The sequence below is a fragment of the Pseudomonas sp. GW821-FHT03C07 genome (assembly GCF_059420925.1).
In genome coordinates this window covers 188315-204102 of sequence record NZ_JBWKUQ010000002.1, presented here as the reverse complement: position 1 = coordinate 204102, position 15788 = coordinate 188315, and the positions used below count along the sequence as shown (strand labels likewise).

Annotated in this window: 14 protein-coding genes; all 14 read right to left on the bottom strand. The window is 63.1% G+C overall.

The window, feature by feature from the left end:
- Positions 1-37 precede the first annotated feature (37 nt).
- The 14 genes from ftsA to mraZ are packed head-to-tail and all read right to left on the bottom strand — an operon-like array spanning position 38 to position 15560.
- Positions 38-1303, bottom strand: coding sequence for a cell division protein FtsA (ftsA, locus tag AC07VG_RS04150; protein WP_248798936.1), 1266 nt, complete (start codon positions 1301-1303; stop codon positions 38-40).
- A 14-nt stretch (positions 1304-1317) separates the two neighbouring features.
- Positions 1318-2187, bottom strand: a complete 870-nt coding sequence (locus AC07VG_RS04145) for a cell division protein FtsQ/DivIB (RefSeq protein WP_495000644.1) — start codon at positions 2185-2187, stop codon at positions 1318-1320.
- A 4-nt stretch (positions 2188-2191) separates the two neighbouring features.
- Complete coding sequence (locus AC07VG_RS04140; protein WP_495000643.1) at positions 2192-3148, bottom strand: D-alanine--D-alanine ligase; 957 nt, start codon at positions 3146-3148, stop codon at positions 2192-2194.
- Positions 3145-4599 carry a UDP-N-acetylmuramate--L-alanine ligase gene (gene murC, locus AC07VG_RS04135; RefSeq protein WP_495000642.1) on the bottom strand — a complete coding sequence of 485 codons (1455 nt, stop codon included), beginning with the start codon at positions 4597-4599 and terminating at the stop codon, positions 3145-3147. The genes AC07VG_RS04140 and murC overlap by 4 nt, the downstream gene beginning before the upstream one ends.
- Positions 4592-5662 carry an undecaprenyldiphospho-muramoylpentapeptide beta-N-acetylglucosaminyltransferase gene (murG, locus tag AC07VG_RS04130; RefSeq protein ID WP_495020540.1) on the bottom strand — a complete coding sequence of 357 codons (1071 nt, stop codon included), beginning with the start codon at positions 5660-5662 and terminating at the stop codon, positions 4592-4594. Before murG ends, murC begins: the two co-directional genes overlap by 8 nt.
- The gene (gene ftsW, locus AC07VG_RS04125; protein WP_495000640.1) at positions 5652-6866 is read right to left on the bottom strand and encodes a putative lipid II flippase FtsW; all 1215 of its coding nucleotides are present in this window, start codon (positions 6864-6866) and stop codon (positions 5652-5654) included. The genes murG and ftsW overlap by 11 nt, the downstream gene beginning before the upstream one ends.
- Positions 6863-8209, bottom strand: coding sequence for a UDP-N-acetylmuramoyl-L-alanine--D-glutamate ligase (gene murD / locus AC07VG_RS04120; protein ID WP_495020539.1), 1347 nt, complete (start codon positions 8207-8209; stop codon positions 6863-6865). Before murD ends, ftsW begins: the two co-directional genes overlap by 4 nt.
- A 5-nt stretch (positions 8210-8214) precedes the next feature.
- Positions 8215-9297, bottom strand: a complete 1083-nt coding sequence (mraY, locus tag AC07VG_RS04115; protein WP_495000638.1) for a phospho-N-acetylmuramoyl-pentapeptide-transferase — start codon at positions 9295-9297, stop codon at positions 8215-8217.
- Positions 9297-10679 carry a UDP-N-acetylmuramoyl-tripeptide--D-alanyl-D-alanine ligase gene (locus AC07VG_RS04110; protein WP_495000637.1) on the bottom strand — a complete coding sequence of 461 codons (1383 nt, stop codon included), beginning with the start codon at positions 10677-10679 and terminating at the stop codon, positions 9297-9299. Before AC07VG_RS04110 ends, mraY begins: the two co-directional genes overlap by 1 nt.
- On the bottom strand, positions 10672-12135 hold the full coding sequence (locus tag AC07VG_RS04105; RefSeq protein ID WP_495020538.1) for a UDP-N-acetylmuramoyl-L-alanyl-D-glutamate--2,6-diaminopimelate ligase: 1464 nt from the start codon (positions 12133-12135) through the stop codon (positions 10672-10674). Before AC07VG_RS04105 ends, AC07VG_RS04110 begins: the two co-directional genes overlap by 8 nt.
- Positions 12135-13871 (bottom strand): peptidoglycan D,D-transpeptidase FtsI family protein, encoded by a 1737-nt coding sequence (locus tag AC07VG_RS04100; RefSeq protein WP_495000790.1) that lies wholly within the window; start codon positions 13869-13871, stop codon positions 12135-12137. Before AC07VG_RS04100 ends, AC07VG_RS04105 begins: the two co-directional genes overlap by 1 nt.
- Positions 13871-14164: a cell division protein FtsL gene (ftsL, locus tag AC07VG_RS04095; RefSeq protein WP_040070760.1), complete on the bottom strand. Its 294-nt coding sequence runs from the start codon at positions 14162-14164 to the stop codon at positions 13871-13873. The genes AC07VG_RS04100 and ftsL overlap by 1 nt, the downstream gene beginning before the upstream one ends.
- Positions 14161-15108: a 16S rRNA (cytosine(1402)-N(4))-methyltransferase RsmH gene (gene rsmH / locus AC07VG_RS04090; protein ID WP_370868312.1), complete on the bottom strand. Its 948-nt coding sequence runs from the start codon at positions 15106-15108 to the stop codon at positions 14161-14163. The genes ftsL and rsmH overlap by 4 nt, the downstream gene beginning before the upstream one ends.
- Positions 15105-15560 (bottom strand): division/cell wall cluster transcriptional repressor MraZ, encoded by a 456-nt coding sequence (gene mraZ / locus AC07VG_RS04085; protein WP_100941295.1) that lies wholly within the window; start codon positions 15558-15560, stop codon positions 15105-15107. The genes rsmH and mraZ overlap by 4 nt, the downstream gene beginning before the upstream one ends.
- Positions 15561-15788 lie beyond the last annotated feature (228 nt).

Here is a 15788-nt window from a genome sequence, read left to right as displayed (position 1 = left end):
CTCTAGTTTTTTCGCCTACTTCTACTGCTTTGAAACTTTAAAAGTTGCCCTGGACCCAGCGCTTCAAGCGCTCCAGCACAGGTGCTTTCTGTTCTTCATCGCGATAGTCGTTTCTGTTGCCGCCGTTGTAGCCGGACAGGGAAATGCCGTCCGACTGCTTTTGCAGCCCGTACAGCAACAGCCCTACCCCAGTTGAATAGATCGGGTTGCGGATCACGTCCGACAGCCCTTTAACGGTGTGCGGCACGCCCAGGCGCACCGGCATATGGAAAATCTCTTCGGCCAGTTCGACCGCGCCTTCCATCTTCGAGGTACCGCCGGTCAGCACGATGCCGGCCGGGATCAGGTCCTCGTAGCCGCTGCGACGCAGTTCGGCCTGGATCAGGGTGAACAGTTCGTCGTAACGCGGCTCGACCACTTCGGCCAGGGCCTGGCGCGACAGTTCGCGCGGCGGACGGTCGCCGACGCTCGGCACCTTGATGGTTTCACCGGCACCGGCCAGTTTCGCCAGGGCACAGGCGTAGCGGATCTTGATCTCTTCGGCGTACTGGGTCGGGGTGCGCAACGCCATGGCGATGTCGTTGGTCACCTGGTCGCCGGCAATCGGGATCACCGCGGTGTGGCGGATCGCGCCTTCGGTGAAGATCGCGATGTCGGTGGTGCCGCCGCCAATGTCCACCAGGCACACGCCCAGCTCTTTCTCGTCGTCGGTCAGTACCGAGTACGCCGAGGCCAGTTGCTCAAGAATGATGTCGTCGATTTCCAGACCACAACGGCGTACGCACTTCTCGATGTTCTGCGCTGCGTTCACCGCACAGGTGACCACATGGACCTTGGCTTCCAGACGTACGCCGGACATGCCCAGGGGCTCGCGAACGCCTTCCTGGTTATCGATCACGTAGTCCTGCGGCAGGGTGTGCAGAACCCGCTGGTCCGCCGGGATCGCCACGGCCTGGGCGGCATCGAGCACACGCTCGAGGTCCGCCGCGCTGACTTCGCGATCACGGATCGCGACGATGCCGTGGGAGTTCAGGCTACGGATGTGATTACCCGCCACGCCGACGAACGCCGAGTGGATCCGGCAACCGGCCATCAGTTGCGCTTCTTCTACCGCGCGCTGGATCGATTGCACGGTGGACTCGATATTCACCACCACGCCCTTCTTCAGGCCGCGCGAAGGATGGGTGCCGATACCGACGATTTCCAGCGTGCCATCGGCCGCGACCTCGCCCACCAGCGCCACCACCTTGGAGGTGCCGATATCCAGCCCGACGATCATTTTGCCGCTTTGCACGTTTGCCATGGTCCTGCCTCTTCTTAATTCTTCGCAACGGCGGGTTTGGCCGTCACGGGCGCCACAGGTTCCCGCCATCCGACGGCCAGGCCGTTGGAGTAGCGCAGATCGATGCTGGCAATGTTCGTAATCTGTTCTTTCAGCGTTTTTTCATATATGGCAATGAAACGGCGCATCTTCTCGACCAGATGGTCGCGGCCCAACAACAACTCGATTCCCGGCCCCGCACTACCCGCGCCGGTGGTCAGGAACCAACTGCCACGTTCACGCAGCTCCAACCGGGCAATCGAAAAGCCCAACGGGCGCAGCATCTGGCTCAACACCTGATACTGCTGCATCACCTGCTGCTGGGCCCGCTGGGGACCAAACAGCTGTGGCAGATGTTCGTAGTTCGCCAGTTCCCGTGGCGCGAACGCCTGGCCCTGGTTGTTCAACAACGCCCCGTCGCCCCAGCGGGCCACCGGCAATTGTTCTTCCAGGCGGATCACTACCTGGTCCGGCCACACACGCCGGACCTCGGCGTGGGCGATCCATGGCATGGTCTCAAGCTCGGCGCGCATGCTCGCCAGGTCGATGGTGAAGAAGCTCGACGCGACGTACGGTGCGATCCGCTGCTGCACCGCCTGCTGGCTGATGTAGCTGAGGTCACCCTGCACATTGATCTTGCTGATCGGCCGATCGGCATAGGGCAACAGGCGCTGGGCACCTTCGTAGGTACCGAACCCCAGGGCCACCAGCAGCACCGGCCACATCAGGCTCTTCAAAAAACCGAAATTGGCTTTCGGCAGGCGCACCGACATCGGCTCTTTAGCCACCATCCGGCTGGCACCGCGCGGCACCGGCTTGTTGCGGCCGGGAGCGGGTGACTGATGACGAATCGATGCGCCTTGCATGGTCTTAACCTCGCGCCTCTATGCTGGCCGCCAGGATCGCCAGCACCAGCTGCTGGAAATCCAGGCCGGCGGCCCGCGCGGCCATGGGGACCAGACTGTGGTCGGTCATGCCCGGCGCGGTGTTGACTTCCAGGAACCAGAACTGCCCGTCGGCGTCCTGCATCACGTCGGCCCGGCCCCAACCGGCGATACCAAGCGCCTCGCAGGCCTTGGCCGTGAGGTCCATCAATTGCTTTTCCTTGGCGCTATCGAGGCCGCAGGGAATCCGATACTGGGTATCGGAAGCCAGGTACTTGGCGTCGTAGTCGTAGAAAGAGTGCGGGGTGCCGAGGGCAATCGGCGGCAGGATCTGGTCGCGCAGGGTGGCGATGGTGAACTCCGGACCTTGAATCCACTGTTCGACCAATACTTGCGAATCGTAGGCGGCGGCGGCTTTCCAGGCGACGATCAGTTCATCGACGCTGCTCACCTTGGCCATCCCAATACTGGAGCCTTCATGAGCAGGTTTGACGATCAAAGGGAAACCCAGTTCCGCGCCGGCTGAAATACAGTCGGCCTCGCAGCCCAACACGGCGTGACGCGGCGTCGGAATACCCAGGCTGTGCCAGACCTGCTTGGTCCGCAGCTTGTCCATGGCCAGGGCCGAAGCCAGGATGCCGCTACCGGTGTAGGGAATCCCCAGGCATTCGAGCAGGCCTTGCATGCTACCGTCTTCGCCGCCGCGACCGTGCAGGATGATAAAGGCACGGTCGATCTTTTCATTGAGCAGGCGTTGCAGGAAATCGTCGCCCACATCGATACCGAAGGCATCGACACCGGCGCTTTGCAGCGCCTCAAGCACCGCATTGCCGGACTTCAGCGAAACCTCGCGCTCGGCGCTCTTGCCGCCGAACAGCACGGCGACGCGGCCGAAGGCTTTCGGCTCGACGGTCGAGAACAGGTTGGCGTAGGCAGCGGTCATTTCGTTTCCCCCTGACTGACTACGGCACTGACGAACAGCGGGCTCTTGAGCAACTGCGGGGCCAGGCCACCGATATCGCCGGCGCCCTGGCAGAGCAGGATGTCACCGGGCAGCAACAGCGGCTTGACCAACGGTGCCAGCTCCACGCCGCGCTCGATATAGATCGGGTCGAGCTGGCCACGCTGGCGAATGCTGCGGCACAGCTGACGGCTGTCCGCGCCGGGAATCGCTTCCTCGCCGGCCGGATAGACTTCCATCAGCAACAGAACATTGGCGTCGGCCAGCACCTGGACGAAATCGTCGTACAGGTCACGGGTCCGGGTGTAGCGGTGTGGCTGGTAGACCATCACCAGGCGGCGCTCCGGCCAGCCGCCACGCACGGCCTTGATCACCGCGGCGACTTCGGTCGGGTGGTGACCGTAGTCGTCCACCAGCATCACGCTGCCACCGTCCACTGGCAGTTCGCCGTAGACCTGGAAGCGTCGGCCGACGCCCTCGAAGCCCGACAGGCCCTGGACGATGGCTTCATCGCTGATGCCCTCGTCGCTGGCGATGGCGATGGTTGCCAGGGAATTGAGCACGTTGTGGTTGCCGGGCATGTTCACCGACACGTTCAGCGGCTCGCGGTCGCGGCGCAACACGGTGAAGTAGGTCTGCATGCCGGCCTGGCGAATATTGATCGCGCGCACGTCAGCGTCTTCGTGGACACCGTAGGTCACGGTCGGACGGGCGATCTGCGGGAGGATTTCGCGCACCACCGGATCGTCCAGGCAGACCACGGCCAGACCATAGAACGGCAGGTTGTGGAGGAACTCGACGAAGGTCTTCTTCAGTTTGTTGAAGTCGCCTTCGTAGGTGTCCATATGGTCGGCGTCGATATTGGTGACCACGGCGACCAGCGGTTGCAGGTGCAGGAAGCTGGCGTCACTTTCATCGGCTTCGGCGATCAGATAACGGCTGGTGCCAAGCTGGGCATTGGTGCCCGCGGCATTCAGCCGGCCACCGATGACAAAGGTCGGATCGAGGCCGCCGGCGGCGAACACCGAGGCGATCAGGCTGGTGGTGGTGGTCTTGCCATGGGTACCGGCGACAGCGATGCCGTGGCGATAGCGCATCAGCTCGGCCAGCATCTCGGCGCGCGGCACCACTGGAATGCGCCGTTCCAGGGCGGTGGCGACTTCCGGGTTGGATTTGTTCACGGCACTCGACACCACCAGCACATCGGCGTGGGCGGCGTTCTCGGCGTGGTGGCCGATAAAGATGTGCGCACCGAAGGACTCCAGGCGCTCGGTCACCGGCGAAGTCTTGAGGTCGGAACCGGACACTTCATAGCCCAGGTTCAACAACACTTCGGCGATACCGCACATGCCCACGCCACCGATACCGACGAAGTGGATGCGGCGGATGCGGCGCATTTCCGGTTGCGGCATGGCTTTCTTACTCTCAACCATGGGCCACCTCCAGGCAAATCTCGACCACGGTGCGGGTGGCATCTGGCTTGGCCAGGCGGCGGGCAGTGCGCGCCATGCTGTTCAGTCGTTCCGGTTGCATCAAAACCTCTGTCAGGCGAGCCGCCAGGTCGGCGGCGCCAGTCGTTCTTTGCGGCAGCAGGAAGGCAGCGCCCTCCCCGGCCAGATATTCGGCATTGCGGGTCTGGTGATCGTCGATCGCATGGGGCAAGGGCACCAGCAACGACGGCAGACCGGCGGCGGCCAGTTCACTGACGGTCAAGGCGCCGGCACGGCAGACCACCAGGTCGGCCCAGCCATAGGCTTGGGCCATGTCTTTGATAAAGGGCGCCACTTGCGCCTCGACGCCGACCGCCCGGTAGCGTTCGGCGGTGATTTCGTCGTGATTGCGCCCGGCCTGGTGGAACACTTCCGGGCGGTACTCGGCCGGCACTTGCGCCAGGGCTTCGGGCAACAGCTTGTTCAACGGCTCGGCCCCCAGGCTGCCCCCCAGGATCAGCAGACGCGCACGGCGTCCAACCAGATCCTGGCGCGGCGTTTCCAGGAACAGTTCGGTACGTACCGGGTTGCCGGTGGTCCGCCGTTTGCTCGACGCGCCAAACGTATTCGGGAAAGCTTCGCAGACCCGGGTCGCCAAGGGCACCAGCAGCCGATTGGCGGTACCCGCCACGGCGTTCTGTTCGTGAACGATCACCGGAATACCGGCCATCCGCGCGGCTACACCACCGGGGCCGGTCACGTAACCGCCGAAGCCCAGCACACAGACCGGCTTCAGTTCACGCATGACCTTGCGCGCCTGCCATACCGCCTTGAGCAGGACGAACGGCACCTTGAGCAGCGACAACTTGCCCTTGCCCCGCAGCCCCGTGACCTGGATCAGATGCAACGGCAGGCCGGCGCCCGGCACCAGCTCGTTCTCGATGCCACGCGGCGTGCCCAACCAGTGCACGTCGAAGCCGCGCGCCTGGAATTCCCGCGCACAGGCCAGCGCCGGGAACACGTGTCCGCCGGTGCCGCCGGCCATGATCAGCACTTTATCGGCCATGGGGCGACTCCTCGGCGAAGTCACTTTCATCGAACTCCATCTCTTCACTGCCCAGATGGGTTCGACTCTCCCACTCGATGCGCAACAACAAGCCGAGCTGGGCACAGCAAATCACCAACGAACTACCGCCGTAACTGAGGAACGGCAGGGTCAGGCCCTTGGTCGGCAACAGGCCGACGTTCACGCCGATATTGATCAAAAATTGACCGATCCACAGGAACGCCAGGCCGTAGGCCATATAGGCGGCAAAGAACTGCTTGGACTTTTCCGCCCACAGGCCGATGTACATGGCCCGCACGCTGACGAAGACGAACAGCGCGACCGTGGCCAGCGAGCCCACGGCCCCCAGCTCTTCGGCCAATACCGAGAACACGAAGTCGGTGTGCGCTTCGGGCAGGTAGAACTGTTTCTGTACGCTGTTGCCCAAGCCCACGCCCAGCCATTCGCCGCGACCGAAGGCGATCAGCGCCTGGGTCAACTGGTAGCCGGAACCGAACTGGTCGGCCCAGGGGTCGGTAAAGGTGGTCAGACGCGCCATCCGGTAGGGTTGCGCCTTGATCAGCACCACCACCGCCACCACCGCGAGCATGACCATCAGGCCGAAGCGCAATAGCCCGACCCCGCCGAGGAACAACATCGCCGCCGCCGCGCCCATCATTACCACGGTGGCGCCGAAGTCCGGCTCCATCAGCAACAGCCCGGCCATCGGCAGCAAGACGATGAACGGCTTGAAGAAGCCCATCCAGCTTTCGCGCACTTCCTTCTGTCGCCGCACCAGGTAACCGGCGAGGTAGATCACCACGAAGACCTTGGCGATTTCCGAGGGCTGCACGTTAAAGAAGCTGAAGCCGATCCAGCGCATCGAACCGTTCACCTCACGGCCGATGCCCGGCAAGAGCACCATGACCAGCAAGCCGAAGGCACCGACCAGCATCATGAAGCCCATGCGCTGCCATGTGGCGATCGGCACCATCATGGTGGCGATGCAGGCCCCCAGGCCGATGACCATGTAGATCAGGTGGCGAATCATGTGGTACAGCGCGTTGCCCGACTGCACGGCGGCGACTTCCGACGACGCCGAGGTAATCATGACCAGGCCCAGGCCCAGCAGCCCCAGGGCGCCGGCCAGCATCGGAAAGTCAACGTCGACGCCACGCCCGCTGATAATCGGCGACGGGTAAGGCTTGATAATGTTGAAATTCATACCAACCCCTCCACGGCCTGGGCGAACAGGCGCCCGCGTTCTTCGTAGTTCTTGAACATATCGAAGCTTGCACAGGCCGGCGACAGCAGCACCGCGTCACCCGGCTCGGCCAGTTCGGCGCAGCGCTGCACGGCCTCGTTCAGGCTCTGCACGCGAATCAGCGGCACGCCGTCGCCCAGGGCCTGAGCCAGGAGCTCGGCGTCGCGGCCAAGCAGGACCACCGCCCGGCAATGGCTCGCGACCGAACCGCGCAGGCCGCTGAAGTCCGCGCCCTTGCCATCGCCACCGGCAATCAGTACCAGCTTGCCGGCAATGTCGGCGCCGAGGCCTTCGATGGCAGCCAGGGCCGCACCGACGTTGGTGGCCTTGGAGTCGTTGTAGTAATTCACGCCGTTCAGCTCACGCACCCACTGGCAGCGATGCTCGAGACCGGCAAAGGTGCGCAGGCTCGACAACATGGCGTCGAACGGCAGCCCGACCGCATGGCCCAGAGCCAGGGCCGCGAGGGCATTGGCCTGGTTGTGGGCGCCACGAATCCGCAACTCGCTCACCGGCATCAGGTTCTGGAATTCGAAGGCCAGGTACTTCTCACCGTTCTCTTCACGCAGGCCGAAGGCCTTGAAGTCCGGTTTGCCAAGGCCAAAGGTCCAGCATGGCAAGCCTTCGCTCATCAGCGGCCGGGACAAGGCGTCCTGGCGGTTGACCACCACCTGCTTGGCGCCACGGAAGATCCGGTGCTTGGCCAGGTGATAGGCCGGCAGGCCGCTGTAGCGGTCCATATGGTCTTCGCTGACATTGAGCACGGTGGCCACTTCGGCACCGAGGTGCTCAGTGGTTTCCAGTTGGAAGCTCGACAGTTCCATCACGTACAGCTCGACGTCGTCGCTGAGCAGGTCCAGCCCCGGAGTGCCGAGGTTGCCGCCGACGGCGACACGCTTACCGGCCGCGGCGGCCATCTCGCCCACCAGGGTGGTGACGGTGCTTTTCGCGTTGGAACCGCTGATGGCGACAATCGGCGCCTTCGCGTGACGCGCGAACAGCTCGATATCGCCGGACAACTTCACGCCACGCGCGGCGGCGGCTTGCAGGGCCGGCGTCGCCAGGGCCAGGCCGGGGCTCACGTAGAGCTCGTCGGCACGGCAGAGGAATTCGACGTCCAGCTCGCCACAACGCACTTCCACCTGCGGATAGTCACGGCGCAGCGTGGCCAGCTCCGGTGGATTGTCCCGCGTATCGGCCACGGCAAAGGCAATGCCCCGGTTCGCCAGGAAGCGAACCAGGGACATGCCGCTCTTGCCGAGGCCGACAACGATGCGGAAGTGGTCAGAAGCGATCAGTGACACGTGCTCTACCTCAGCTTCAGGGTGGCAAGGCCGACCAGCACCAGGATCACGGTGATAATCCAGAAACGGACGATCACCCGTGGCTCGGGCCAACCCTTGAGTTCAAAGTGGTGGTGGATCGGCGCCATGCGGAATACACGGCGGCCAGTCAATTTGAAGGAAGCGACCTGGATCACCACCGACAGGGTTTCCATCACGAATACCCCGCCCATGATGAACAGGACGATTTCCTGGCGCACGATCACGGCGATGGTGCCCAGGGCCGCGCCCAGCGCCAGTGCGCCGACGTCGCCCATGAAGACCTGCGCCGGATAGGTGTTGAACCAGAGGAAGCCCAGGCCGGCACCGATCAGCGCGCCGCAGAACACAATCAGTTCGCCCGCGCCCGGAACATAAGGAATCAGCAGGTATTCGGCGAACTTCACGTTACCCGACAGGTAGCAGAAGATCCCCAGTGCGCCGCCGACCATCACCGTCGGCATGATCGCCAGGCCGTCGAGGCCATCGGTCAGGTTGACCGCGTTGCTCGAGCCGACGATGACGAAGTAGGTCAGGACCACGAAGCCGACACCCAACGGGATGCTGACATCCTTGAGCATCGGCACGATCAGGGTGGTTTCCACTGGAGTTTGCGCGGTCATGAACAGGAAGATCGCCGCCCCGAGGCCGAACACCGATTGCCAGAAATATTTCCAGCGGCTCGGCAAACCACGGGAGTTCTTCTCGATCACCTTGCGGTAATCGTCGACCCAGCCGACGGCGCCGAACAGCAGGGTGACCAACAGCACCACCCAGACATAACGGTTGTGCAGGTCGGCCCAGAGCAAGGTGCTGATGCCGATGGCCGAAAGAATCAAGGCACCGCCCATGGTCGGCGTACCGGACTTGGACAGGTGCGATTGCGGGCCATCGTTACGCACGGCCTGACCAATCTGACGATGCTGCAACGTACGGATCATCCAGGGACCCAGGCACAGCGACAGAGACAGCGCGGTCAGCACCCCGAGAATCCCGCGCAGGGTCAGGTACTGAAAGACCGCGAAGCCTTTGTAGAACTGTTGCAGGTACTCCGCTAGCAGCAGCAGCATTAATGTTTCTCTCCCTTGTGTTCGTCAGAAGCGGGCCCACACAAAGCCGCCACGATGTTTTCCATCGCAGCGCTGCGCGAACCCTTGATCAAAATGGTGGTGTCCGTGTCTTGCTCAGCGCCCAGTGCTTCGATCAGATCGGCCTGGGTGGCGAAATGACGGGCGTGTGGACCAAAGGCGTTGACGGCATGAACCATCATCGGTCCCACCGCATACAGCGCTGAAACCTTGTCGGCGGCATAAGCGCCTACTTCACGATGTCCTTGCTCCGCCCACTCGCCCAACTCGCCGATATCTCCGAGCACCAGAACGGTGCGGCCGGAAAAGCCGGCGAGTATATCAACGGCGGCGGCGATTGAGGCAGGGTTGGCGTTGTACGTGTCGTCAATGACACGAATGCCATTGGTTGCTAATTGCGCCACGGCGCGGCCTTTGACGGGCTGCACCGCTTCCAGCCCGGCGACGATGCCCGGCAGGGACACGCCAAGGGCATGGGCGGCGGCCGCGGCGGCCAGGGCATTGGCGACGTTGTGGGTGCCCAGCAGGTTCAGTTGGACCCGGGCACTGCCCAGCGGACCGTGCAGTTCGAACCCCGGGCAGCCGCGTGGATCACGGGAAATCTGTCCGCCATGGAAATCGGCGGCGGTGTTTTCGAGGGCAAAGCTCAGGACTTTTCGACCGGCGGCACGGGTTTTCCAGATGCCGAAAGCCTTGTCATCCAGGTTGAGGACCGCGACGCCATCGGCCGGCAGCCCTTCAATGATCTCGCCCTTGGCCTCGATGATCTTCTCGGGGCCGCCAAACTCGCCGACATGGGCGGTTCCGGCATTGTTCAAGATAGCGACCTGTGGCCGGGTCATGGCAACGGTATAGGCAATTTCGCCGACGCGCGACGCCCCCAGTTCAATGACCGCGGCACTGTGTTCCGGGGCCAGTTCGAGTAGGGTCAGCGGCACGCCCAGGTCATTGTTCAGGTTGCCGCGGGTGGCCAAGACCAGGCCACGGGTGCGCAGGATGCTCGCCAACAGTTCCTTGACCGTGGTCTTGCCGCTGGAGCCGGTGACGGCCGCCACCGGCCGGGTAAACCCAGCGCGGTTCAGGGCGCCCAACTGACCCAGAGCCAGACGACTGTCGGCAACCAGCAACTGCGGCAGCTTGCTGCCGGCCACTTCACGCTCGACCAGCGCCGCAACGGCACCTTTGGCGGCGACATCGTCCAGATAATCGTGACCGTCGAAACGCGGTCCGGCCAGCGCGACAAACAACTGGCCCGGCTGAATCGCCCGACTGTCGATGCTCACGCCATTGAAACTGGCATCGGCCGTCACCAGACGCGCCGACAGCGCATTGGCCACTTCGCTGAGTTTCATCGCTTCAAGCATGCGCGACCTCCCAGGCATCCAGGGCCTTGGTGGCCTCGACCAGATCGGAGAAGTCATGGCGCTGGCCATTGATTTCCTGATAGTCCTCGTGACCTTTGCCGGCCAGGACGATCACGTCATCGGCCGAGGCGCCGGCAATCAGTTCGGCGATGGCCAGACCGCGACCGGCGACAAAACGGACCTTGTCCGCGGCGACGAAGCCGGCACGGATATCGTCGAAAATCCGCGAAGGGGTTTCCGTACGTGGATTGTCATCGGTGACCAGCACTACATCGGCCAGACGCTCGACCACTTCCGCCATCAGCGGACGCTTGCCGCGATCGCGGTCACCGCCACAGCCGAACAGGCAGAGCAATTGGCCCTTAGTGTGCGGACGCAGGGCCAGCAGGACTTTTTCCAGGGCATCCGGGGTGTGGGCGTAGTCGACCACCACCAATGGCCGGGAGCCGCCACCCAGGCGCTGCATGCGACCGGCCGGACCTTCGAGCTGCGGCAACACACGCAGGATCTCGTCCAGCGGGTAATCCAGGCCCAGCAAGGCACCGATCGCCGCCAGCAGATTGCTCAGGTTGAAACGTCCGAGCAGGGCACCGCGCAGGTGATGCTCGCCTTGCGGCGTCACCAGCGTGGCGCGTACGCCTTCGTCGCTGAACTGCGCGTCGCGGCAATACAGGTAGGCACTCGAGTCTTCCTGGCTATAGGTCACCAGGCGCGATTCGTGTTTTTCCGCCGCCAGCTGACGACCGAACTCATCGTCGATATTGATGACGCGACAGCTCAGGTCGGTCCAGTCGAACAGCTTGGCCTTGGCCGCGCCGTAGGCCTGCATGGTGCCGTGATAATCCAGGTGATCGCGAGACAGGTTGGTGAGCACCGCCACGTCGAACGCCAGCGCGGTCACCCGGCCCTGATCCAGACCGTGGGAAGACACTTCCATGGCCACGGCCTTGGCCCCGGCTTTCTTCAAGTCGGCCAGGCTCGCCTGCACGGCAATCGGGTCCGGCGTGGTGAGCACGGCGCTGTGCAGCGCGCCGTAAAAACCCGTGCCCAGGGTGCCGAGAATGCCGCAATGCTGGCCCAACAGGTCCAGGGCTTGAGCGATCAACTGGCTGACACTGGTCTTGCCATTGGTTCCGGTCACGCCCACCAGGTTCAGGTGACGGCTCGGATCGCCGTAGAACCGCCCGGCGATATCGGAGAGTTGCGCGGCCAGGCCCTTGACCGGAATCAGCGGCACATCGGTAATCGGCAACACCGTGGCGCCTTCGACTTCATAGGCGACCGCCGCCGCGCCACGCTGCAAGGCGTCGGCGATATGGTTGCGACCGTCGACCTTGCCGCCCGGCACCGCCAGGAACAGGTCGCCGGCACGGACTTTACGGCTGTCGAGCGCCAGCTCGCGAATCAGCAGATCGCGACCAGCGTGGGCAAAAATCTTGTTCAGGCTCAGGGACATTAACCACGCCCTCCTTTAACCGGGGCAGGCGCGACAACGGCTTGCTGTTGGGGCGTTGTCGGCAAGTCGTCGGGGATGACGTTCATCAGGCGCAGGGTGCCGGACATGACTTTACTGAAGACCGGGGCCGAGACCAGACCACCGAAGTAACCGGCCTTGCTCGGTTCGTCGATCACCACCACGATGGCGTAGCGCGGGTCGCTCATCGGGCCGAAACCGGCGAACAGCGAACGGTAGGCGTTTTCTTCATAGCCCTTGGTGCCCACCGAGGTCTTGCGCGCCGTACCCGACTTGCCGGCCACGTGATAGGCCGGGACCTTGGCGCGCCAGACACCGCGTGGGGCCTCGATCACTTGTTGCAACATACCTTGCATGGTCTTGGCGACATTTTCCGGGATAACCTGGGTACCGTCGGGAATCTTGTCGGACTTGATCAGGGTCAGCGGCACGATCTTGCCGTTGTTGGCCAGGGCCGAGAAGGCGTGCACCAGCTGGATCGCGGTCACCGACAGGCCGTAGCCGTAGGACAGGGTCGCGGTCTCGGCCTTGCGCCACTCACGGTAGTTCGGCAGGTTGCCAACCCGCTCGCCGGGGAAGCCGAGGCCGGTGTCCTGGCCCAGGCCGACTTTCTGCATCACGCGGAAAATCGCTTCGCCGCCGATATCGAAGGCGACCTTACTCATACCGACGTTACTGGAGTTGATCAGGATGCCGGTCAGGTCGAGCACCGGGCCTTCGGTCTTGGACACGTCACGAATGGTGTACTTGCCCAATTGCAGGGTGCCCGGATAGACCTCCACCGTGTCGCTGGGTTTCCAGCGTCCGGTTTCCAGGGCCGCGCTCATGGAGATCGGCTTCATCGTCGAACCCGGCTCGAACACGTCGATCATCGCGCGGTTGCGCATCATCGCCGGTTGCAGGTTGCGTCGGTTGTTGGGGTTGTAGGTCGGCTGGTTGACCATGGCAAGGATCTCGCCGGTCTTCACGTCCATGATCACCAGGCTGCCGGCCTTGGCGCCGTTTTCCACCAGGGCGTTGCGCAGCTCGCGGTTGGCCAGGTATTGCAGGCGCAGGTCAATGGACAACGCCAAGGGCTTGCCGGCCTTGGCGTTTTTGGTGACCTGGACATCCTTGATCAGCCGGCCGCGCCGGTCCTTGATTACCTGGCGCTTGCCGGGCACCCCGGCCAGCCACTCGTCGTAGGCCAGCTCCACCCCTTCGCGACCGTGGTCGTCGATGTCGGTAAAGCCGACCATATGGGCCGCCACTTCACCGGCCGGGTAAAACCGCCGGAACTCCTCGATGCCGTAGACGCCGGGAACCTTGAGGTCGAGCACGGACTGGCCCTGCTCCGGGGTCAGGCCACGGACCAGGTAGATGAATTCTTTATTGGCCTGTTGTTCCAGGCGTTCGGTCAACAGCTTCGGGTCCTGCCCGAGCGCCATCGCCAGCGCCGGCCAGCGATCCTTGGCCAGTTGCATTTCCTTGGCGTTGGCCCACAGCGTGGTCACCGGGGTACTGACGGCCAGGGGCTCGCCATTACGGTCGGTGATCAGGCCACGGTGTGCCGGAATCGGGATATGCCGCATGCTCCGGGCATCGCCCTGGCCGATCAGGAACGCCCGGTCGATGACCTGCAGGTCGACGATCTTCCAGCAGATATAGCCGACCATGATCGCCAGTGCGCCGAGCACCACGCGGAAGCGCCAGGGATAGAGCGCGCCTTCGAGTTTCATCATGGCGCCACCATCCTGACTTCAGATGGGCTGGGAATGCGCATCTTCAGTTGTTCGGTGGCCAGGGTTTCGATCCGGCTGTGGGCGGTCCAGGTGCTCTGCTCAAGAATCAGCCGACCCCATTCGGCCTGGGCCTTGTCGCGCACGCTCAGTTCGTTGTAGAGCGAGTTGAGCAACTGGCGATTCCAGTGCGCGCTGTAGGCCACGCCGATGGCGGAGACCAGCACGGCGATAAATAGCAGGAACATGAAAAAGCTTCCGCCGGGAAGTGGCTTGGCGTACAGCTTGCTCACCGCAACTTCTCCGCGACGCGCATGACTGCGCTGCGCGCACGTGGATTGGCCTTGAGCTCGGCTTCGGAGGCGAACCGGGCCTTGCCATGCACTTTGATCCGCGGCTCGAAAGCCTGGTGGCGGACCGGCAGGTTACGCGGCAGGTTGTCGCTTTCGCCCTTGACCAGGCGGCGCATGAACAGCTTGACGATGCGGTCTTCCAGCGAATGGAAACTGATCACTACCAGGCGACCGCCGACTTCCAGGGCGTCGAGCGCCGCTTCGAGGCCGGTTTCCAGATCGCCCAGCTCGTTGTTAACGTGGATGCGCAGGCCCTGGAACGCACGGGTCGCCGGGTTCTTGCCCTTTTCCCAGGCCGGGTTGGCGACCTTCAGCACTTCGGCCAGGTCGGCGGTGCGCTCGAAGGGCTTGATGACACGCCGCTCGACCACGGCCCGGGCCATGCGTCCGGAGAAACGCTCTTCGCCGTATTCCTTGAACACCCGGGCAATTTCTTCAGCCGGCGCGGTGGCGATGAACTCGGCGGCACTGATGCCACGGGACGGGTCCATGCGCATATCCAGCGGACCGTCGTTCATGAAACTGAAGCCACGCTCCGGATCGTCGAGCTGCGGCGACGACACACCCAGGTCGAGCAGGATGCCGTTGACCTTGCCAGCCATGTCGCGCTCGACGATTTCCGAACCGAGTTCGGCAAAGCTACGCTGCACAACGACAAAGCGGCCGTCTTCGGCCGCTAGCGCTTGCCCGGTGGCAATCGCCTGTGGATCCTTGTCGAATCCGAGGAGTCGGCCACCCGGCCCGAGCTTGCTGAGGATCAGCCGGCTATGCCCGCCACGACCGAAGGTGCCATCCAGATAGCAGCCATCAGGACGTACGGCGAGAGCCTCGACGGCTTCGTCAAGCAGTACGGTGATGTGGTTAAAGCCGCTATCAATAGTCACAGGATCAGATCACGCAGTTCATCAGGCATGGCGCCCGGTTGTTGAATGGCCGCCAGGTCCGCTGCCGATACAGCGTTCCAGGCGTCCTCGTCCCACAGTTGAAACTTGTTCAGTTGGCCTACCAGCATCGCGTGCTTGTCCAGCTTCGCGTACTCGCGCAGGCGTGGCGGCACCAGGAAACGGCCGCTGCCGTCGAGCTCGAGGTCGACGGCATTACCAATCAGCAAACGCTGCAGCCGGCGGTTCTCTTCCCGCAACGACGGCAATGCCCGCAGTTTGGTTTCAATCAGCTCCCACTCGTCGAGCGGGTACACACACAGACAGGGGTCCACGGCATCAATGGTCACGATCAATTGGCCGGAACTACGCGAAACGAGCTCGTCACGGTACCGGCTCGGCATAGCGAGACGGCCCTTTGCATCGAGACTGATAGCGTTGGCTCCGCGAAACACAGCTGCGTTTCTCCAAATATTAGCGTTTTACGTCAAAAAAACCCACTTCATGCCACTTTCCGCCACTTGCGCACACTATAGGAATGCGCCCACCACACCGTCAAGGCGCGGTCTTAAGGAAAAGCCTTACAGATCGGAGATTTAGGAGCATAAAGGGAGGTAATTCGACAATCGGGAGAGTGTTTCCGGAGACGAACTTCAACGCACTCAGAATTTTGAGTTCGGAAG